The organism is Paenalcaligenes sp. Me131, from assembly GCF_050487225.1.
Taxonomy (GTDB): Bacteria; Pseudomonadota; Gammaproteobacteria; order Burkholderiales; family Burkholderiaceae_B; genus Paenalcaligenes.
Map to the genome: position 1 here is coordinate 574125 of NZ_JBKQGY010000003.1, position 20174 is coordinate 594298.

General features: G+C 51.7%; 18 protein-coding genes. 9 read left to right on the forward strand and 9 right to left on the reverse strand.

Annotated features, from left to right (window positions below):
* Genes ACLPHM_RS14350 through ACLPHM_RS14360 form a run of 3 tightly spaced genes read right to left on the reverse strand, consistent with a single transcriptional unit; the run spans nt 1 to nt 3080 of the window.
* A complete protein-coding gene (locus ACLPHM_RS14350; protein WP_430221901.1) occupies nt 1-1533 on the reverse strand; it encodes a tripartite tricarboxylate transporter permease in 1533 nt (510 codons plus the stop codon).
* Nucleotides 1534-1548: 15 nt separating this feature from the next.
* Nucleotides 1549-2007 (reverse strand): tripartite tricarboxylate transporter TctB family protein, encoded by a 459-nt coding sequence (locus ACLPHM_RS14355; RefSeq protein ID WP_430221902.1) that lies wholly within the window; start codon nt 2005-2007, stop codon nt 1549-1551.
* Between the two features lie 56 nt (nt 2008-2063).
* Nucleotides 2064-3080 carry a tripartite tricarboxylate transporter substrate binding protein gene (locus ACLPHM_RS14360; RefSeq protein ID WP_430221903.1) on the reverse strand — a complete coding sequence of 339 codons (1017 nt, stop codon included), beginning with the start codon at nt 3078-3080 and terminating at the stop codon, nt 2064-2066.
* Between the two features lie 257 nt (nt 3081-3337).
* On the opposite strand from ACLPHM_RS14360, the gene ACLPHM_RS14365 reads away from it, so the two are divergent.
* The 6 genes from ACLPHM_RS14365 (at nt 3338) to ACLPHM_RS14390 (ending at nt 11069) form a co-directional block, all read left to right on the forward strand.
* Nucleotides 3338-4351 carry a GntR family transcriptional regulator gene (locus ACLPHM_RS14365; protein ID WP_430221904.1) on the forward strand — a complete coding sequence of 338 codons (1014 nt, stop codon included), beginning with the start codon at nt 3338-3340 and terminating at the stop codon, nt 4349-4351.
* A gap of 135 nt (nt 4352-4486) precedes the next feature.
* Nucleotides 4487-6739: a TonB-dependent siderophore receptor gene (locus ACLPHM_RS14370; RefSeq protein ID WP_430221905.1), complete on the forward strand. Its 2253-nt coding sequence runs from the start codon at nt 4487-4489 to the stop codon at nt 6737-6739.
* Nucleotides 6740-6744: 5 nt separating this feature from the next.
* The gene (locus ACLPHM_RS14375; RefSeq protein WP_430221906.1) at nt 6745-7902 is read left to right on the forward strand and encodes an ABC transporter substrate-binding protein; all 1158 of its coding nucleotides are present in this window, start codon (nt 6745-6747) and stop codon (nt 7900-7902) included.
* On the forward strand, nt 7899-8966 hold the full coding sequence (locus ACLPHM_RS14380) for a FecCD family ABC transporter permease (protein WP_430221907.1): 1068 nt from the start codon (nt 7899-7901) through the stop codon (nt 8964-8966). The genes ACLPHM_RS14375 and ACLPHM_RS14380 overlap by 4 nt, the downstream gene beginning before the upstream one ends.
* On the forward strand, nt 8963-9763 hold the full coding sequence (locus ACLPHM_RS14385) for an ABC transporter ATP-binding protein (protein WP_430221908.1): 801 nt from the start codon (nt 8963-8965) through the stop codon (nt 9761-9763). The genes ACLPHM_RS14380 and ACLPHM_RS14385 overlap by 4 nt, the downstream gene beginning before the upstream one ends.
* A 4-nt stretch (nt 9764-9767) precedes the next feature.
* Complete coding sequence (locus tag ACLPHM_RS14390) at nt 9768-11069, forward strand: LLM class flavin-dependent oxidoreductase (RefSeq protein WP_430221909.1); 1302 nt, start codon at nt 9768-9770, stop codon at nt 11067-11069.
* Between the two features lie 27 nt (nt 11070-11096).
* On the opposite strand, the gene ACLPHM_RS14395 is transcribed toward ACLPHM_RS14390, so the two are convergent.
* On the reverse strand, nt 11097-11729 hold the full coding sequence (locus ACLPHM_RS14395; RefSeq protein ID WP_430221910.1) for a TetR/AcrR family transcriptional regulator: 633 nt from the start codon (nt 11727-11729) through the stop codon (nt 11097-11099).
* A gap of 216 nt (nt 11730-11945) precedes the next feature.
* Here ACLPHM_RS14395 and ACLPHM_RS14400 point away from each other — a divergent pair, with 216 nt between their 5' ends.
* Nucleotides 11946-12539, forward strand: a complete 594-nt coding sequence (locus ACLPHM_RS14400; RefSeq protein WP_430221911.1) for a DUF2239 family protein — start codon at nt 11946-11948, stop codon at nt 12537-12539.
* A gap of 29 nt (nt 12540-12568) precedes the next feature.
* Nucleotides 12569-13474: an alpha/beta fold hydrolase gene (locus ACLPHM_RS14405; protein ID WP_430221912.1), complete on the forward strand. Its 906-nt coding sequence runs from the start codon at nt 12569-12571 to the stop codon at nt 13472-13474.
* An 87-nt stretch (nt 13475-13561) separates the two neighbouring features.
* Here the strand turns inward: ACLPHM_RS14405 and ACLPHM_RS14410 are convergent, their stop codons facing one another.
* Together ACLPHM_RS14410 and ACLPHM_RS14415 are read right to left on the reverse strand one after the other, a co-directional pair.
* Nucleotides 13562-14419 (reverse strand): fumarylacetoacetate hydrolase family protein, encoded by an 858-nt coding sequence (locus tag ACLPHM_RS14410; RefSeq protein ID WP_430221913.1) that lies wholly within the window; start codon nt 14417-14419, stop codon nt 13562-13564.
* A gap of 16 nt (nt 14420-14435) precedes the next feature.
* A complete protein-coding gene (locus ACLPHM_RS14415; RefSeq protein ID WP_430221914.1) occupies nt 14436-15182 on the reverse strand; it encodes an SDR family oxidoreductase in 747 nt (248 codons plus the stop codon).
* A 204-nt stretch (nt 15183-15386) separates the two neighbouring features.
* Between ACLPHM_RS14415 and ACLPHM_RS14420 the strand changes: the two genes are divergently transcribed.
* Nucleotides 15387-16232 carry an IclR family transcriptional regulator gene (locus tag ACLPHM_RS14420; RefSeq protein WP_430221915.1) on the forward strand — a complete coding sequence of 282 codons (846 nt, stop codon included), beginning with the start codon at nt 15387-15389 and terminating at the stop codon, nt 16230-16232.
* Here ACLPHM_RS14420 and glcF read toward each other — a convergent pair.
* Genes glcF through ACLPHM_RS14435 form a run of 3 tightly spaced genes read right to left on the reverse strand, consistent with a single transcriptional unit; the run spans nt 16199 to nt 20090 of the window.
* On the reverse strand, nt 16199-17476 hold the full coding sequence (gene glcF, locus ACLPHM_RS14425; protein ID WP_430221916.1) for a glycolate oxidase subunit GlcF: 1278 nt from the start codon (nt 17474-17476) through the stop codon (nt 16199-16201). The two genes, ACLPHM_RS14420 and glcF, sit on opposite strands and share 34 nt — an antisense overlap.
* A complete protein-coding gene (glcE, locus tag ACLPHM_RS14430; protein WP_430221917.1) occupies nt 17476-18558 on the reverse strand; it encodes a glycolate oxidase subunit GlcE in 1083 nt (360 codons plus the stop codon). The genes glcF and glcE overlap by 1 nt, the downstream gene beginning before the upstream one ends.
* A gap of 26 nt (nt 18559-18584) precedes the next feature.
* On the reverse strand, nt 18585-20090 hold the full coding sequence (locus ACLPHM_RS14435; RefSeq protein ID WP_430221918.1) for an FAD-linked oxidase C-terminal domain-containing protein: 1506 nt from the start codon (nt 20088-20090) through the stop codon (nt 18585-18587).
* Nucleotides 20091-20174: the final 84 nt, after the last annotated feature.

A 20174-nucleotide genomic window follows, 5' to 3' on the forward strand; every position in this document is an offset into this window, starting at 1 on the left:
TCAATGGTGGCTTTTCTGTGCTGTTAAATGGGTCGTAGAGGCCACCTTGCGGTAGCGCTTGATCCAGCGCAGCAGCAACGGAAAAACGAAAATCAACACAACCAAACTGGCTAAGGTGGCACTCAGTGGTCGCGCCACAAAGTCCAACAAGTTGCCATTGGCTTTAAGCATGGAACTCATAAAGCTACTTTCTAAGGTATTGCCCAACACCAGCCCCAAAATCGCGGGTGCTAATGGAATACCTGCCGAAATCATGATGTACCCCACCATGCCGGCTACCAACATGATCCACAAATCCATCACCGTATTATTGATGGCAAATGCCCCCACAATGCAGAAACACAGAATAATAGGCATCAATACGCGGATCGAAACGCGGTTCAGTACATAAGCCAAGCGTATGGCTAAATAGCCCACCGGCAGCAGCACAAGGTTAGCGATAAAGAAAATAGTGAATAAGCCATACACCAATGCACTCTCACCGCTAAAGATAGTAGGGCCAGGATTAATCCCTTTCACATACAGCACACCAATCACAATGGCCGTGATGGAGTCGCCGGGAATCCCAAATACCAGTGCAGGTACGTAGGCACTAATCACCGAGGTATTATTGGCGGAGCCCGCATCCACAATCCCCTCTATATGGCCCGTACCAAATTTCTCTGGCTGTTTAGAGCGGCGCTTACTAATACCGTAAGCAATCCACGCGGCCACATCTGCCCCCGCTCCGGGTAGTACACCCGTCACCAAACCGATAGTGCTACCACGCGTAAGCCCATGCCAGTATTTGCGAATTATGCCGCCCACACCAGTAAACACCGCACCGGTTTCACGCTGCATTGTCGTCATCGTATTGGTGCGATCCAAATTCCGGTACAAGAACATCACTTCACTAATAGCGAAAAAGCCTATCATCACAGGAATGAAGTTCACGCCCGCCAGCAAATCTGGCACATCAAAGGTGAAGCGTGGCGTACCTGTAATGATGTCCAAACCTATGGTGGACACAAACAACCCCAGCATCATGGACAACAGAGATTTCGCTAGTGAACCCGACGCAATAAAGGCCGCACAGCTCAAGCCTAGAACCGCTAACCAAAAATACTCAAACGAACTGAAGTTCAGCGCAAACTCGGCCAATGTAGGTGCTACCAACATCAACATGGTGGCCCCAACCAACCCACCTATAACAGAACACGTCAACATCACACCCAAGGTTTGGCGCGACTTGCCTTGTTTGTTTAACTTATAGGCATCTGACACATAGGCTGCGGAAGAGGGCGTACCGGGAATGTTCAAATACACCCCGGGAATATCCCCCGAGAAAATTGCCATGGCAGACGAGGTCACAATGGCCGCAATGGCGGGAATAGCATCCATATGAAAGGTGACTGGTACTAGCAGCGCTACCGCTAACGTCGCCGTCAAACCTGGCACTGCTCCCACAAATACGCCAAACACCGCACTGGCCAGCACTACCAACAGCACCTCGGCATTAAACACCAGTGCCATACCACTCAAGATTTCATGCATGGTTCGCTCCGGTGATTAACCCAACAAGCCTTCTGGCAATGGCACCAACAAATACTCGGTAAATACGTAGTAAATCAGCCCGGCACCGAGTAACGAGGTAGGAATAGACAGCTTCAACGACACCTTACCTAAGCACAGAAGCACAAACATCACCACTGCCAGCATGAGCATCGCCCCTACGCTGTCACTGGTGTAGATGTACAGCACCACGAGCAAACAGGGGCACACCACCCGTACCCCACGTGCAAGCAGTACAGCGGCTGGCACCGGTTCGTGCTGTTGGCGCTGCGCCAAGACCGATTTAATATTGCCAAAAACCAAGGCTAATCCCGCCAAGGTCATACCTGCGCCAGTCACGGATGGAAACAGTGATGCGCCATAACTTAAACTGCCTACCGTAGGGAATTCTCTGGCATGCCAAATAATCAGCACTCCTAATACAGCAAAAACCACACCTATTACGATGTCTCGCATGGACTTCTCCCTTCTTGGCAGGGCTACCTATGCTTAGGTAGCCCTATGCGGTGTTATTATTTTTTCGCCAAACCACTTTCGCGCAGCAACTCACCCATAAAAGCATCGTTTTCCACCAAGAACTCCCCAAAGGACTTAGCATCGCGATACTCCGCACCAAAGCCTTGGTTTTTGATGAATGACTGATAAAACTCACTGTCGTAAGCCACTTTTACCGCTTGCTCTAATCTGGCTACGATGGCTGGATCCATGCCTTTAGGACCAATCACACCACGCCATGTACCAATGGTGTAATCCGTACCCAATTGCTCTTTCAGGGTAGGCACGTCAGGGAAACCAGGATTGCGTTCAGGGGCCATCACCGCTAGTGGGCGAGAACGACCCGCCTCGATCATGGCACGCCCTTCGGCTAAGGCTGACGGCACTATCTGTATGCCACCCGAGGCCAGCTCCACCATTGCTGGCGCTGCTCCTTGGCTAGGAATCCATGTCACCTGGTCAGCAGGCATCTTCTGATTCAGCAGTAAACCTGTCAGGGCCAAGTGCCAAATACCACCTTGCCCTGTACCCGAGGCTTTAAAAGTGCCAGTAGGATCAGCAGCAACAGCCGCCAATAAATCTTTAGCACTTTGGTACGGCGACTCTGATGACACTTGCAAGCCGGCATAATCAAAGTTCACCATCCCTATTGGCGTAATATCCTGATAGGTCAGATTGGTGAGGTTCTGCCAATGCATCATGGTTAGCTCGCCCGCAAACAGCGAAATGGTGTACCCGTCAGGCTTTGCCGAGACAATGGCATTTAACCCTACGACACCACTTCCCCCGTGGCGATTCACAACGTTAATCACCACACCTAAATCTTTTTCCATGGCGGCTGCCACAGCTCTAGCAACGGCATCGGTACCGCCACCTGCCGCCCATGGCACCAACATGGTGATGGGCTTAGAAGGATAATCCTGAGCTATTGCGGGGCTACTAGCCAACCCCGCAACACCTATTGCACAAGCTACTACACCGTATTGCACTACGTGTCTGCGAACGACAGAAAAAGTTGTCTTTGTGTTGCTCATAGAGGTCTCCTCTTTTTTGGTGGAATGTCAGTACGTCTTTGTGCGAGCCTTCTGCTTTTAACTATGCATGTATGAAAATAGCTTTTACTGATAACAATGATCATTGCACACAAAGTTCATTAGCTTGAATTGGGGTTTTCCAGAAAATCGAATATGCAGCATCTACCCCAGTACGATCATGGTCAGCTACCGCATAATCTGGCATGATGTTCAGCAGACTTTTTCCCTTACACCCACACTGGGCTACCTTCAGACGTATGCAACAGAATACGGAGCACAAAACCGCTGCAGTACCGCTTTACGAGGCTATCGCCACGGCACTACGCACGGCGATTGCACAACGAGTTCTGAAAGCCGGTGACCTGATCAATGAAAGCATGGTGGCTCAGGCTTTCAACGTCAGCCGCACCCCGGTTAAAGCAGCCCTAAAAGCACTGGTGGATCAAAATGTGCTCTACAAACACAGCGGTCGTGGGGTAATCGTGGGGCCCCTCATTGCCAAGCAAAAAGTGACCCGTTTAAGCAGCTTTGAACTAGCGGCTTTAGAACCTTTTGGCGATGCACTACGCTCACCTGACTCATGGATTCAGGTCTACAACGACGTAGAGCGTGAAGTCTGTAATCACGCTATTTTTGGCCCTGTACGTATAGTAGAAACCGAACTTGCCAAAAGTTTTGACGTTAGCCGTACCGTTGCCCATGAAGTACTGATGCGTTTAGAAGGGGTTGGGCTAGTAGAAAAAGATCCTGCAGGACGCTGGTCTATCGTACCGATGACCCCAGAACGTGTACGACAGTTGTACGAAATACGCCGCTATCTGGAACCGCCAGCACTGCGTAAAAGTGTGGAACATATTCCACAAGAGGTGCTTAACCTTATGTGGGAACGCTTAGAAACGATTAGCAAACGCTATCCCAATGTGAGCGAGGCCGAGCTAGACGATCTGGAAAAAGACCTACATTTTCGCTGTTTAAGTTACTGTCAAAACGATGAGCTAATTAAGCTGCTGGGCCATACCCAAGCTTTGCTCATCAACAACAAACATATGCTGGGCGGCTACCTGAAATTACCTTCTATGGATCCATTCCTAGAAGAGCATAGGCTCATCATGCAAGCCTTAATGCAACGCCAACCTGATGCGGTAGCTCAAGCCTTAGACGATCACCTTAGCCGCTCTATTACTAAGACCCTAGAGCGTCTGCAAGTTGTTGCCAGCGAGCCTGCCAAGAACTTACCTAGCTACATGACGGCCATACGCGACAACACGTAAAAACACCGCACAACAACACTCTCACCATCCTTCTAGTTGACATCAATTCTCAATTTCATTTATATTGACCGTCGGTCGGTCGATTAATGGATTTTGATAGATCGCCTTCACTTATATTCTCATCTTGCTCACGCTATGAACCCACATTCATTTTGCGTACCGGCGCCTGTGCGGCCTGTGTACGTTGGTCAAACTCGTCTCTACACCAGCATCGTTTGCCTTGCGGCATCCTTGGCGTACTCTACTGCCCACGCCCAAACGGCAACAGTGTCACCCGCACAAAACGCGGCGCAACAAGAAGAAGTGGCAGAACTATCTTCGATTACGGTGAATAGTGCACAACCCAATGCCGAAGGCCCCGTACGTGGTTACGTAGCAGAGCAAACTAAGGTAGGTACTAAAACCCGCACCTCTATTCTGGAAGTACCGCAATCCGTATCCGTCGTCACTCGCTCACAGATGGATCTGCAGCAATCCGGTTCGACTAGCCAGTCTCTGCGCTATACCGCCGGTGCCACTAGCGAGAAATTTGGTGCTTTTGGTAGTCAGCTGGACTTCACCAGAATTCGCGGCATCGATGCTGACTATTATTTAAATGGCCTACGTATCATTGGTAACGCCGGCAGTTGGGCCCCTCAAATTGATCCCTTCACGCTAGAACGGGTAGAGGTATTGCGCGGTCCATCGGCGGTACTGTACGGGCAGGGGACTGGTGGCGGCATTATTAATCAGGTGAGCCGTATGCCTGAAGCTGAAGCCTCGCACGAGTTGAGTTTGCGACTGGGCAACTACGGCCATAAATTCGTTGGTATAGACAGCACAGGCGCACTGAATGACTCACAAACCTTGCTCTACAGGCTGACTGCTACTGGACTGAATACCAACAGCCAAATTGAAGACACGCGCCATAAACGTATTTATCTGGCGCCTTCACTGACATGGAAGCCTACTGACCGTACATCATGGACCATTCTGGCTACACACTCCTACGAACCGGATATCCCCAACTACAACTCGTTGCCTGCAGCGCTGTTGGGGATGAATGACTCCCCTTATGCCGAGATCGATAGGAATAGAAACTATCAAGACATGGCATTTGAGGACTCTACGCGTAAGCAAAATTCCGTCAGCTCCATTTTTGAACACGACTTTGGCAATGGTTGGGGCTTTACCAGCAATATGCGCTACATGCGTATTGACTCAGACCTGCAACGCACCGCCGTCTACGGTTATCAGGTGGTCAATGGTCAGCCATTCCTTAAAGACACCTATGAGCTGTCTCCCTCTAGCGTGCGCTCTTTCTCCATGGATAACTATGTACATGGCACAGTGTCACTAGGCGCCACTGAGCACCAGTTACTCGCGGGTGTGGATTACTCCAAAGGTACAGTCAAAAATGCCCTGTATAGCGATGGCCCACATTTGGTAGACCCCTATGGTTCGCACTACAGACCAGACCTTGTACCCAACTTTGATGCCAGCAAAGCCGCGCCGTGGACAGTAAAACAAAAGTTCGACCGCTTAGGCTTTTACCTGCAAGACCAGATTGCCTATGATCGCTGGCGCTTAACCGCAGGCGTACGCCACGACCAGTCCAAAACTGATGACTGGACTCAAAGCTACTCCCCTAACACCACCTACACCAAGATGGATGACGGTAAGTGGACATGGCGCGTAGGGCTAAGCTACCAATTTGATAATGGCATCGCCCCCTATGCCAGCCACTCTACGTCCTTCGACCCTATTTTGGGCAGTGGTTACGACGGCAAGGCGTTTGTTCCCGTTGAAAGCAAACAAACCGAAGTGGGGATTAAGTTCCATCCAAATAACTCCAGCACCTTATTTACCGCTGCATTGTTCAACCTAGAACAAACCAACGTCAAAACGGCCGACTCCAATCACTTAGGCTTTAACACCCAAGCAGGTAAAGTCCGTACACGCGGTATAGATTTGTCGCTGACTACCGAACTGGCTCGCAACTTGAACCTCATCGCGGGTTACACCTACCTCGATAACAAACTGGTGCAAGATGCTGCCTTTCAGGGCAATAGCCTGACACAAACGCCTAAACACAGCGCCTCATTATGGGTGGACTATCTGATTACTCAGGGGGCATTGGATGGTCTGAAAGTAGGCGGTGGCGTACGTTATCTGGGTAGTACATGGGGTGATCCGGCGAACACCTTCAAGGTACCCTCTACCACACTCATGGATGTGGTCTTAAATTACGATCTTTGGAAACTGTCCCCAGCCTTAGATGGCATGAGCGTTTCGTTGAACGTGAACAACCTAACGAACAAAAAGTACGTCGCCAGTTGTACCTCGGTCATGTATTGCTTCTTAGGCCAAGACCGCACCATCATGGCCACGCTGAACTACCGCTGGTAAGACACATGGCAGATTTCCAGCACTCACGACGTGCCTGGTTAGGCCGGCTGCTTGCAGCCGGCATGCTTATTGGCACCCTGCCACATGCGGTATTTGCGCGCCCCGCACGACAACTTACCGATATTGCTAACCGCACCGTCGCTATAGATAGACCCATTAACCGCGTGTTGTTAGGGGATGGCACGCTGGCATACGCCTTTGCCTTACTCATTCCAGACACCCCGTTTGATTCCGTAGTAGGGTGGGGCGAAAACTTCAAAGCAGCGGATCTAGATGGCTACCAGGCCTATTTGCAGCGCTTTCCGCACATGGGAAACATCCCTTCGTTTCCAGCAACCACCATAGACTCTATAGGCAGCGAATTAGCCATTTCACTCGCGCCTGATGTGGTGATCCTAAACCTAAGTTCTCGCGCCGCCGCCGAGTCATCGGGTCTCATGGCCAGATTGGCTCAGGTCAACATCCCCGTGGTGTTTGTGGATTTCCGCACGCAGATGTTTGCAAACACCGTGCGCAGCATAGAAATACTGGGGGATCTGTTAGGGCAGCAAGACAGGGCGGCTGAATTCTTGCAGTTTAGAGCCGAGCAAATTAACCGTGTCACTGATGCTCTAGTACACATACAAAATCGCCCCAGCGTCATGATAGAGCGGGCCGCAGGCCTCTATAACGACTGCTGCATGACGTACGGCCATGGCAATTTTGGTGAGCTGGTCGCCATTGCTGGCGGCGATAACCTAGGTAGCCATTTTGTGCACGGCACCTTTGGCACCTTGCATCCGGAACAAGTCATCAGCGCCGAGCCCGACATCATCTTAATCACCGGTGCCAATTGGTCTATGTATTCGCAAGTCGGTGATTGGGTCAACTTAGGCCCGGGGGCGGACCCAGAAAAAGGCCAGGCACGACTGCAAAAACTCATGCGCAGGCCCGCCTACCGTTCGCTGTCTGCCGTACAAACGAAAAAGGTGTATGCCATCTGGCATCCGTTTTACGACAACCCTTACTACTTCATCGCACTGCAGCGTATCGCCAAGTGGCTACACCCTGAGCTGTTTGCCTCACTCGATCCAGAGCAGACATTCATAGAACTACACCAGCGTTTCTTGCCCGTACCCTATCAACCCGGTTATTGGCTCAGTTTGGACGGAGCAACCGCATGACCAAACACAGTATGACTTCTAGCTCTGCGAGCCCCCTCAGTGGACGACAGCTTTATACCCAACTCACCCAACGTCGCCTCAGGATTGTCATCCTGATTGCACTCTTCACGCTGGCCTGTTTTGTATTGGATATTTACATAGGCACGGCCCCCTACAGCCTGCCAGAAATACTAGGCTCGCTGTGGCAGCATGATAGCGCTAGCCCTATCAGCGTCATTGTGTGGGACATCCGTTTACCCGTTGCACTCACAGCCTTAGTAGTAGGTGCCAGCTTGTCGGTAGCGGGGGTGCAAATGCAAACTATCTTAGGAAACCCACTGGCTAGCCCCTTCACCTTGGGGTTGTCGGCTGCGGCCAGTTTTGGCGCGGCACTAGGGCTGATCTTAGGTGTCACCCTGCTACCTGACTTTGCCATCGCCTTCGCCATTCCGGTGAATGCCTTCCTAGTCTCTATGGCCGCCGCGTGGTTCATTTATAAGTTAAGCCAAAAGCGCGGCATGACCACTCAAATGATTGTGCTGTTAGGCACCACATTGGTCTTCACCTTTTCTGCGCTACTGGAAGCCCTGCAATACATAGGGCCAGATCAAGCTCTGGCCGCTGTTGTCTTCTGGACCATGGGCAGCTTAGCGCGCGCCAGTTGGCTGCAACTGGGCATCATGGCAGCCGTCCTTGTCATCGTTTTTACCATTTTTGCCCGTCAGGTCTGGGCTCTGACTGCTTTACGACTGGGCGAAGCACGGGCAACGGCCTTAGGTATTCCGGTTGCCCGATTACGCTTACAGGGCATTTTGCTCAGCAGCTTACTGGCGTCGGTGTGCGTGTCGTTTGTCGGCACTATAGGTTTTGTAGGTTTAGTAGGGCCACACATTGCCCGCATGTTAGTGGGCGAAGACCAGCGCTTCTTGCTCCCCACTTCAGCACTATGCGGTGCTTGCTTGTTGTCTGCAGCCTCGGTACTCAGTAAATCACTGGTGGCAGGTCAAGTGTTACCTATAGGTATAGTCACCTCTCTTGTCGGCGTACCGCTATTTTTTGTCCTAATACTGCGAGCCAGATCATGACGACCGACTTGCTCACGGTCACCAACATCAGTGTGACCTTTGATACCCGCACCATTCTGCACAACGTAAGTTTTGGTCCATTATGTGCAGGCAGTGTCACCGCCTTGCTAGGCTCTAACGCTGCAGGAAAATCCACCTTACTGCGACGTATTGCTGGTGAACTACGAGGCCCAGGAGAGGTCATTGTGGCAGGGCAGCCCGTTGAAAGCTGGCCCAACCATCACCCCAACCACCCCGCCCATGTACCCCAAGACATTGCGATGCGTTCGTCGCTGCGTGTGTTTGAAGCCGTACTGCTGGCCAACAAACAAGGTGGCGGTTGGTCGGTAGGGGAGGAGGAATTAGATACCGTCACTCGCATACTGCACACCTTAGAAATCCACCCCCTCGCCGACAGAGAGCTTGCTGCCTTAAGTGGTGGACAACGCCAGCTAGTGTCCATTGCCCAAGCCCTGATTCGCGAACCCACTATGTTGCTACTGGATGAACCCACCAGTGCACTGGATCTGCAAAACCAGTTTGAGGTGCTAGATCTACTGCGTAGACTCGCCAAAGAACGCGCCATGTGTGTCGTGATGGCCATTCATGACATCAATCATGCGCTACGCTTTGCCGACCACGTGGTGGTACTGCACCGTGGGCACGTCCATGCCAGCGGCCACCCGCTCACCGTACTGACGCCTGAGCTACTTAAACAGGTATATGGTGTAGAAGCACGGCTAGAGCACTGCTCACAAGGCCACCCCATCATGGTGGTAGATCGTTCTACCCGAAACTCCTCACTAGTGCTTGCGTAATGCCATGTCTTTAGCCGCTAAAAAACCGCTCATCTTGCTGGGCATGCCTAGCACACACGCGGGCGCATGGCGCTTCCCCGGTGCCGCTCCCGATTTCCATCGCAATTTTGCACACATGAAATGGTTCGCTCAGACCTTAGAGCGTGGTTGCTTTGATGGGCTATTCTTACCAGACTCCTTAGCCTTACGTGCCGGCACGCCCCAAACACTCATGTGCAGCGCGAGTGTGGCGACGCTAGACCCCTTAACGCTGTTACCTGCGCTCGCCGCCGTCACCCAACATTTGGGGTTAATCGCTACCGCGAGCACCACCTATAACGAACCTTATATGTTGGCGCGCCGTCTGGCCTCGCTAGACGTCATTAGTCAGGGTAGAGCCGGGTGGAATCTAGTGACCTCCAGCAACCCCAATGAGGCCGCTAACTTTGGTGAGAAATCGCATTTGGAACATAGCTTGCGCTATAAGCGTGCCAGAGAGTTTTTCACCGTTATGGATGGTTTATGGCAAAGCTGGGATGCTGATGCCTTTTGTATGGACAGCGACCGTGGAGTCTATGTAGACCCCGATAAAATGCATGTGTTAGATCACCACGACACGCATTTTTCGGTACGTGGCCCGCTTAATGTGGCAAGGTCCGTGCAACATCGCCCAGTGATTGTGCAAGCCGGTGCCTCTGAAGCCGGTATGCAAATCGCGGCTGAAACAGCTGAAGTGGTTTTCACATACCAAATTGATATGGCATCCGCTCAACGCTTCTATGCACAGATGCAAAATAGAGCACGCGCTGCAGGCCGCCACACACCGCTTAAGATTTTGCCTGCTGTGTTAGTCGTACTGGGTGACACGCTGGCAGAAGCACAAGAAAAACGCGCCACACTGGATGCGTTAGTGGATGATCAAAGCAGCCTCGCGACGCTGTCGGTTGCCTTAGGGCACGATATTTCTCAGTATGACCCGGCCGGATTATTACCCGATATCCCCGACAGCAATGCCAGCAAAAGTGGCCGAGATCGTGTCGTCGCTTTAGCACAGCGCGAACAACTTAGCATTCTGGCGTTGGCACGACGCATCTGCGGCTATCAGGGTCTAGAAATGGTAGGCACGGCAGACATGATCGCAGGCCACATGGAGCACTGGTTCACACAACGCGCTGCCGATGGTTTCAACATACTATTCTCTCACCTGCCCGGTGGTGTCAGTGAGTTTGTAGATCACGTAGTACCCCTGTTACAGCAACGCGGTTTACTGCGACAGCGCTACGAAGGACAGACGTTCAGAGACAACTTGGGGCTAGCAACACCGTAGTCTGCCAACACAACATGGTGGCAACGCTTAGTTCGCCACCGGTGACAGCATACGCAAACACGCCTGCGCCACGTTTCGTGCAAATACCGAGCAATCCTGAAGATCGGCCGCGATAATATCATCCGTCGCGCCGTGCACACCGGAGTAAATCAATAATGCCACCACTCTGGAATCATCAGGCGCCCACACACCTGCGGCTGTACCTTGATCGATGATCTCGGTGAGCTGATCCAAAATAGCATTTTTGTCTTGGTTAGATCGATCGTGATGGTGATGATTGGTGTACACAATATCGTGCACACGATACGTCTTAGCGTAGGTTTCTATATTGGTGTAGATCCACACGCGCAACCGTTCTACCCAATCATTGTTCGCACAGGCATCTACGGCCTCTTGCAACGTGACCAAAAACTGCTCGGTATAACGTCTACCCAAGGCTTCTAGCATCTCGTTTTTAGACGCAAAATAATGATAGAACGTGCCTTTAGCCACCTGCGCATGTGCCACGATATCGTTGATGGTGGTGCCTTCTACACCTTGCGATAAAAACAGCGTTTCTGCTGCGCCCATCAACTCATCCAATCGTACCTCTGCAGGCTTAGTTCTAGGGCGTGCCGCCGTTTTCGTTGCCGGTTTTACGTTGCGAGGTTTCACAGTCATCACGTTAGTTCACAGAAATACATAAACAGAGCCAGTGTAAGACAAGTCCCTAGGCCATACCACCGCCAATGATAAAACGAGGACTGCTTTTTTGTACTCGTCTCACCACATTTTGCCTGTATTCGTTCCTGCATTGTATTATTTTACCCGGGTAATATTGACTGATTATTTTATCAGGGTAAAAATAAATACTTCGTCACCGTTATAGACTGAACCATGACAGTTGCTACCACCCCCACTTACACTAGCTTTGACGGCCATCGTCGTCTCGCTACTGGCTCACTATCGGTTAATGCTCTGGCGATGAAACGCGCCCTAGAACAGGGCTCCAAGCACACCGTGCTGCTGTTTGACGATGCGACAGGCCGTACTGTGGAAGTAGACATGCGGGGATCAGAGGCTGACGTACTCGCACGAGTAGCCCCCCCACCAGCAAGCTCAACGACACAGGCCGACGCCGCACCACGAGGCCGCGGACGCCCCAAACTTGGTGTAGTAGCGCGTGAAGTCACGCTATTACCGCGCCATTGGGAATGGTTGTCTCAACAACCGGGCGGAGCCTCAGTCACATTACGCAAACTGGTAGAAGAAGCCAAGCGAGCCAACAGCGACAAAGACCAAACCCGTAACGCGCACGAACGCGCTTATCACTTTATGGTGGCCATTGCGGGTGATCTACCTGGTTTTGAAGAAGCCACACGGGCTTTGTTTGCCAACGACGCCAAAGCGCTGCAAGCACAAATCAGCCAATGGCCTGACGACATACAAGCACACACTATGACACTCGCATTTGGTGCCACCCAACCCTAAGACACGGGCAAGCACGCAGGAAACACATCATGCAACACATTAGCGCAAACGGCCTCACCCTTAGCTACGATAGCTTTGGAGAGGAGCAAGCCGAGGCTTTTTTGCTAATCTCAGGGCTAGGTACTCAAATGATCCGTTGGAACGATGCCTTTTGTGAGGACTTGGCCTCCCACGGGTTCAGAGTCATACGCTTTGATAATAGAGATGCTGGAGGCTCTACACACTTTACACAGAGCCCAGCCCCCGATTTTGCAGCACTGGCACAGGCCGTGGCGGCACATCAAAAACCGAAGGTGCCCTACACACTGCACGACATGGCCGCTGACGCGATTGGCTTACTCGACGCCTTGGGTATAAAACGCGCGCATGTTGCAGGTAGATCCATGGGTGGCATGATCGCACAACTACTGGCTAGCCTTTATCCCCATCGCGTACTGACGTTAACAGCAATGATGTCTAGCACCGGCAACCCAACCTTAGCCTCTGCCGCCCCAGATGTGATGGCCTTGCTGACCCAACCGTCGCCCTCGTTAGCAGAAGACACCCTAGGTTTTTTGAATCATCGTCTGCAATTTGCCAAACGTATTGCCAGCCCCGGCTATCCTTTTGATGAGACAACACAACGCACCATTATTTTGGAAGAAGCCAACCTCGCCAATGACCCTACCGCATTTGGTAGACAGTTAGCCGCCATTGTAGCGACGGGCGATTTACGTCCCGTTTTAGTGCGCGTTGTTGCACCTACACTGGTGATTCATGGCACGGATGACCCACTCATCCCTCTGGCATGTGGCAAGGACATTGCAGCACACATTAGCCACGCCACATTCATGCCTATTAACGGCATGGGACACGACATACCGCTAGAACTAGAGCATTTAATCATTCAGGCACTGGTGCGCATCGCCCATCCACACCGCTTACGTATGCACTAAGCTAGTTCATGCCCAAAACGACTCAAGCCTTGCATAGTTAAACCATGCAAGGCTTGAATTTTTTTGTGTCACTGTCAGGTGTTCAACTTAGTCCAGCAAATCAGCCGACCATGCGTGAACTTCTTGACGCTGCTCACCCAGACCTTCAATGCCGACGTTCATAACGTCACCCGCTTTCAGGTACACATGAGGCGTCTGGCCCATACCTACGCCTGGAGGCGTACCGGTAGAGAGTAGATCGCCAGGGTACAACGTAGTGAACTGACTGATGTAATGCACCAAGAAGGCCACGTTGTACACCATGGTAGCGGTACTACCGTCTTGGTAACGCTTGCCATTCACGTCCAACCACATTTTCAGGTTTTGTGGGTCAGCCACTTCATCACGCGTCACCAACCATGGACCTACTGGACCAAAAGTATCGCAGCCTTTGCCCTTATCCCATGTACCGCAGCGCTCAACTTGGTACTCTCGCTCGGACACATCGTTCACCACGCAATAACCTGCTACATACTCCAACGCTTCTTCCAAGCTCACGTAGCGTGCTTTTTTACCAATCACCACGCCCAGCTCAACTTCCCAGTCTGTTTTGACGGAGTTCTTAGGCATGACAACGTTGTCGTTTGCGCCAGTAGGTTTGGACCATTTGTTAAACAGTACAGGTTCGGCGGGGACTTCTTGGCCAGTTTCGGCAGCGTGGTCACTGTAGTTCAAACCCACGCAAATGAATTTACCCAAACCAGCATAAGGCACACCGTAACGACTAGGATTTTGCACAACAGGCAGGCTGTTGATATCAACGCCTTTCAGTTTCGCCAAACCCGCATCACCCAGCATGTCAGCGGTAATGTCGGTAACCACACCAGACAAGTCACGTACTTGACCTTGTGCATCGACCAGACCGGGCTTCTCGTGGCCCACTGCACCAAAACGTACTAATTTCATTGTTCTATTCCTTTACTCAGTTAGACCAACCACCGTCGATCACCATATTGGTGCCGGTTGTAAAACGGGATTCATCAGAAGCCAAATAAATGGCCATGGCTGCGATTTCTTCTGGACGGCCGAGTCTACCGACTGGCTGACGAGAAATGAAGGCTTTTTCCACGGCATCTGTGCTGCTATTCAAGTTAGAAGCTTGAGTAGCAATACGCTCACGCAGTGAAGGAGACTCAATCGTGCCAGGGCAAATACTGTTGCAACGCACGCCTTGGGTCACGAAGTCTGCCGCAACGGATTTGGTCAACCCAATCACTGCAGCTTTACTAGCGCCGTACACACAACGATTAGGTACACCTTTGATGCTAGATGCTGCCGACGCAACGTTAATGATCGAACCGTTGCCACGCTCAAGCATACCGGGCAATACCGCACGAATAGTGTGGTACATGGATTTCACGTTCAGGTCCATGGAGCGTTCCCACGCTGCTTCATCACACTCCAAAATGGAGCCATGATGTACATAGCCTGCACAATTAAACAGCACATCTACAGGGCCTAGCGTTGCGATGAACGCTGCGACTGCCTGACCGTCCGTCACATCCAGTTTGGCAATGGTTGCACCTTGCAAACTTTCCAACAATTCTGGATTGATATCGGTTGCGATCACTTTCGCGCCCTCTGCTAGGAAGGCCTCAGCCGTCGCACGGCCAATACCTTGTCCAGCAGCGGTAATTAGTGCCACTTTATTTTCTAAACGACCTTTCATCGACTGCGCATCCTTTGTGCGAAAAATCGCAATAATCCTCAAAGGGTTATTGCATGCGTTGTGTAATACTTCACGGCATACGTTACGGTATTTGAAAGCTGTTCTTATTAGTGAAATCCCTAATCCGCAGGATGCTCAATTCAAAAGGCCACTTTTTTTGCTTGCATGTAAAATGAAAAACTCACCTATAAAATAAAAATCGCCATGACTACACCTACTCCCGCCAAAAAAACAGCCAGTGCAGACGCCCGCTATAGCGCACCAGCCTTAGACAAAGGCCTGGATATTCTGGAAGTATTAAGTAAAACCCCGCAGGGCTACACGCTGAATGAACTCAGCCACGTGTTGGGTCGTAGCGTGAATGAAATTTTCCGTATGGTCAGCACTTTGCACCAGCGGGGTTACATACACATCAACGATCGAGACCGCTACGCCTTAACGCTGAAACTGTTCACACTGGCGCATGAGCAAGAGCCCATTAAGTCGTTAATTAAAGAGTCCCTGCCACTGCTGGCCGAACTGTCTGAACGCAGCATGCAGTCCAGCCACTTAGCGTTGTATCAGAATGGTAGGGTGATGATTACGGCACAAAATGACAGCCCAGAACGGTGGTCATTTGGCCTAAAAACCGGTGCACAAATTGGCTTAACCGACACCTCGTCGGGTCACGTATTATTGGCCTTTGCCGATGATACGGCTCGCGCACGCATGTTGAATCATCACATTAAGATTGATGGTGAGATCGCGCATGAACCCGAGGCGCTAGCAGACATACTGCGCACCGTACGCCAACAAGGCTACGCCACTATGCCCAGTATTCAGATTCAGGGCGTAACGAATATCGCCATGCCTGTATTCGGAGTGGCAGGCAAAATCCATGCCGCCATTAACGTGCCGCATATTGCCCGTATCGACGGTTTACGCCGCCCCAACGCAGAGCAGATTATCACCATACTGCGTGACATCACTCTGCGTTTAGGCCTGCGTATTGGGTATATACCCACGGTAGACAGCCCTCAGGCAGATACTGCCTCTGCCACCAACGACTGACGACCAGACACGCGGATCACTTCGTCTACCAGTTCTATCCAGTGCTGAATAGGAATAGGCGACTTGGCGGCCAAGTGACCATAACAACCCACGTTGGCCGTCACGATCATGTCAGGTGAGTTGATCTGCAAGGATTCCAACTTGTTGGTACGCAATTGCTCGGACAACTCAGGTTGCAGCACCGAGTACGTGCCTGCAGAGCCGCAACACAAGTGGCCATCACGTACGGCGACTGGGTTGAACCCAAAGGCTTTCAACAAGGATGAAATAGAACCTTTGTTTTGCAAGGCATGCTGGAAGCTACATGGTTCTTGCACGGCAATCTTCAAGGCTTGCTTGGCTTGCGGCAAATCTTCGGTATCCAACAAGGCCAACTCGTCTTGCACCACACGACTAATGTCGCGTGCCATACCGGATACGGTACGGGCTTTTTCAGCATATTGAGCGTCGCCGGCCAATAAATCGCCGTAATGCTCTAACTGCACACCACAACCACTGGCTGTACTGATGATGGCATCAGCCTGCTGACCCGCGATCATGGGCCACCATGCATCAATATTGCGTCGTGCTTGCTCTTGAGCGCCTTCTAGATCGTTCATGTGATGCTTGATCGCGCCACAGCAGCCTGCTTTTTCTATACGCACCAACGTAATGCCCATGGCATCTAACACGCGTATAGCCGCGGTATTGGTTTGCGGTGTCAGCGTAGGTTGTACACAGCCATCCAACAGCAGCATTTTGCGCTGATGCACGCGTGTAGGCAGCGGCAACGATTCGGCTTTACGCTCTGGCAACAGCTCTTGCAGGCTCTCAGTCAACAGCGGGCGTACTTTGTAGCCTACTGCGGCCACTTTAGAGAATACGGCAGGGTTAGACGCCAGCTCTTTTAGCCCCCAACGCACTACTTTTTCTTTGATTGGACGCTCAACTTTGGTTTCCAAAACGCGTCGGCCCACTTCTACCAATTCGCTGTAACGCACACCCGATGGACAGGTGGTTTCACAGGCGCGGCAAGTCAGGCAGTGATCCAAGTGCTCCATGGTAATACCGGTAACGGTTCTACCTTCGAACATCTCTTTCATCATGTAAATGCGCCCACGCGGCCCATCTAGCTCGTTACCAAGCAACTGGTAAGTAGGGCAAGTCGCATTACAAAAGCCGCAGTGTACGCACTTAGCGATAACCTCTTTGGCTTTTTCCCCTTCAGGGGTACCAATAAACTCTTCTGCCAATACGGTTTGCATTACAGAACTCCCGTATAAAGACGACCAGGATTCAATACCCCAGCTGGGTCAAACGCTTTTTTCAGGCGTTGCTGCAAACGCAGCATTGGAGCAGGTAAGGGATGGAATGCCGAGGTCACTGCACCGTGTGCACGGAACACGTTCGCCGTACCACCCACTTTACTCACTTGTGCACGCATCTCGTCTTCGCTAGAGGTACTGAACTGCCAACGCAATGCACCACCCCACTCCACGAACACATCGGCATTGTTGTCTATAACAGGCGTTGTGCTTGGCACGGACAAGCGCCACAAATGACCGGCGTCTTTGCGCTGAAACCACTCGTGCTGTTGTTCGCGAATCTGGGCCCACAACTGGGCGGCATCTGACTCCGCCAATTCATCGCCACCAATGCGGTTTTTACCCGCCATCAGTGCTTCAGGCGCGCCACTCAAGCGAATGTATGCCTTACCGTTGATCCATGCAGTCGCAGAGATCGCGACGGGCTCACCACCCAAGGTGTTGAACAAGTCCAAGGCTTTGTCTTGTGGCAATGCTAATTGCAGGGTGAGTGTGCGCTCTGGAATAGGCAGCACTTTGATAGACAATTCGTCAATCACGCCCAAGCTACCGAAACTGCCAGCGATCACACGCGACACATCGTAGCCCGCCACGTTTTTCATGACCTGACCACCAAAGCTTAGGTGCTGACCCAAGCCATCAATAATCTTTACGCCCAAGACGAAGTCTTTTAGACCACCAGCGTTCGCACGGCGAGGGCCAGACAAACCGGCCGCAATACAGCCTGCAATCGTGGCCTCTGGGCCAAAGTGTGGTGGCTCAAATGCCAAACACTGATTACGTTCGGCCAGCAGCGCTTCCACTTCGCTTAAACGTGTACCGCCTTTTACCACCATCACCAGCTCAGACGGTTCGTAGTCCACCACGCCTTGGTTACCACGCAGGTCTAACACCTGACCTTGGGCCTGTGGACCATAGAAATTTTTACTACCTGAACCACACAGCTGCAAAGGCGTGTGGTTTGCTGTGGCCTGTGCAAGTTGCTCCTGCCAGTCCTGAATAAGAGATGTCGTTGTAGTCATCGTTACGTATCACTCCGGATGGCAAATTAGAAGCGTGGAATATCAGGGAAAGGCACTTCACCATGATGCACGTGCATGAAACCCATTTCAGCACAGCGGTTCAAGGTAGGAATATGCTTACCTGGATTCAACAATCCATTCGGATCAAAAGCCGCTTTCACGTCAAAGAAACGCGTACGTTCTTGATCGCTAAACTGCACACACATTTGGTCGATTTTTTCTACGCCCACACCGTGTTCGCCGGTGATAGAACCACCCAGCTTCACGGAAAGCTCCAAAATATCACCACCAAAAGCCATAGCACGGTCTTTTTCTTCGGGGATACTGCCATCAAACAAAATCAGAGGGTGCAAGTTGCCATCGCCTGCGTGAAACACGTTTAGGCAACGCAGATTGTGTTTAACCTCTAGGTCTTTCATGGTCACCAGCATCTCGGACAAACGTTTGCGCGGGATGGTGCCATCCATACAAATGTAGTCAGGCGAGATACGACCCGCTGCCGGGAAGGCCGACTTACGACCCGCCCAGAATAGGGCGCGTTCTTCTTCAGATTGCGACACACGGATTTCGGTTGCGCCACTTTCCGTCAACACGGCTTTCATGCGCGCCACTTCGGCAGCTACTTCCTCAGGCGTACCGTCGGATTCGCACAGTAAAATCGCGGCGGCATCCAGTGGGTAACCCGCTTTCACGAAGGCTTCCACGGCAACCGTGGCGGGCTGGTCCATCATTTCTAAGCCAGCAGGAATAATACCGGCCGCAATCACGTTGGCGACAGCATCACAGGCTTTGGAAACGTCATCAAAACTGGCCAAAATACACTGCGCCAATTGCGGTGTAGGCGTGAGCTTCACAGTCACTTCTGTCACCACGGCCAACATACCTTCGGAACCTGTCATCAACGACAGCAGATCAAAGCCCGGTACATCCAGCGCATGGCTACCAATTTCTAGAATATCGCCATCAATAGTCACCACACGCAACTTCAACAAGTTGTGGATAGTCAGACCATATTTCAAGCAGTGCACACCCCCCGCGTTTTCGGCCACGTTACCGCCGATACTACAGGCAATCTGGGAGGATGGATCGGGTGCGTAATACAACCCGTACTGCGCGGCATCCTGAGAAATTTTCAGGTTACGCACGCCCGGCTGCACAATGGCTGTGCGCGCATAGGGGTCGATTTTCAGGATTTTGTTCAGCTTTGCCAGAGACAGCAGTACGCCTTGTGGGTGCGGCATCGCGCCACCCGACAAGCCCGTCCCCGCACCACGCGCCACAATAGGTACGCCCATGGCGGCACAAACTTTAATGGCTTGCACCACTTGCTCTTCGTTAGCGGGCATCACCACCAACAACGGCAAGTTGCGAATCAGCGTGAAGCCGTCGCATTCGTAGGGTTTAAGTTGTTCTGGTGTGTGCAAAACGGCTTCAACGGATGTAGCCTTTTGCAAAGCGGCGATCAGTGCATCCCTGTCCACAGGGTCAAACTGATATTCCGCATAAAGATTGTGTTCATGAAGGTCAGACATAAGGCCCCTGTCGCAATCCATGTACAAATGGATCAGATGTGTAGCCCAACAGAGCGCGCATCAGAGTGAGACGCGCATCACCAT

Bases quoted from the DNA above. Each gene is read 5' to 3' on its own strand.
- ACLPHM_RS14385 (WP_430221908.1), top strand. From the start codon at position 8,963: ATGACGACCGACTTGCTCACGGTCACCAACATCAGTGTGACCTTTGAT.
- glcF (WP_430221916.1), bottom strand. From the start codon at position 17,476: ATGCAAACCGTATTGGCAGAAGAGTTTATTGGTACCCCTGAAGGGGAA.
- ACLPHM_RS14360 (WP_430221903.1), bottom strand. From the start codon at position 3,080: ATGAGCAACACAAAGACAACTTTTTCTGTCGTTCGCAGACACGTAGTG.
- ACLPHM_RS14400 (WP_430221911.1), top strand. From the start codon at position 11,946: ATGACAGTTGCTACCACCCCCACTTACACTAGCTTTGACGGCCATCGT.
- ACLPHM_RS14435 (WP_430221918.1), bottom strand. From the start codon at position 20,090: ATGTCTGACCTTCATGAACACAATCTTTATGCGGAATATCAGTTTGAC.
- ACLPHM_RS14350 (WP_430221901.1), bottom strand. From the start codon at position 1,533: ATGCATGAAATCTTGAGTGGTATGGCACTGGTGTTTAATGCCGAGGTG.
- ACLPHM_RS14405 (WP_430221912.1), top strand. From the start codon at position 12,569: ATGCAACACATTAGCGCAAACGGCCTCACCCTTAGCTACGATAGCTTT.
- ACLPHM_RS14410 (WP_430221913.1), bottom strand. From the start codon at position 14,419: ATGAAATTAGTACGTTTTGGTGCAGTGGGCCACGAGAAGCCCGGTCTG.
- glcE (WP_430221917.1), bottom strand. From the start codon at position 18,558: ATGACTACAACGACATCTCTTATTCAGGACTGGCAGGAGCAACTTGCA.
- ACLPHM_RS14380 (WP_430221907.1), top strand. From the start codon at position 7,899: ATGACCAAACACAGTATGACTTCTAGCTCTGCGAGCCCCCTCAGTGGA.
- ACLPHM_RS14365 (WP_430221904.1), top strand. From the start codon at position 3,338: ATGCAACAGAATACGGAGCACAAAACCGCTGCAGTACCGCTTTACGAG.
- ACLPHM_RS14370 (WP_430221905.1), top strand. From the start codon at position 4,487: ATGAACCCACATTCATTTTGCGTACCGGCGCCTGTGCGGCCTGTGTAC.
- ACLPHM_RS14415 (WP_430221914.1), bottom strand. From the start codon at position 15,182: ATGAAAGGTCGTTTAGAAAATAAAGTGGCACTAATTACCGCTGCTGGA.
- ACLPHM_RS14390 (WP_430221909.1), top strand. From the start codon at position 9,768: ATGTCTTTAGCCGCTAAAAAACCGCTCATCTTGCTGGGCATGCCTAGC.
- ACLPHM_RS14375 (WP_430221906.1), top strand. From the start codon at position 6,745: ATGGCAGATTTCCAGCACTCACGACGTGCCTGGTTAGGCCGGCTGCTT.
- ACLPHM_RS14395 (WP_430221910.1), bottom strand. From the start codon at position 11,729: ATGACTGTGAAACCTCGCAACGTAAAACCGGCAACGAAAACGGCGGCA.
- ACLPHM_RS14355 (WP_430221902.1), bottom strand. From the start codon at position 2,007: ATGCGAGACATCGTAATAGGTGTGGTTTTTGCTGTATTAGGAGTGCTG.
- ACLPHM_RS14420 (WP_430221915.1), top strand. From the start codon at position 15,387: ATGACTACACCTACTCCCGCCAAAAAAACAGCCAGTGCAGACGCCCGC.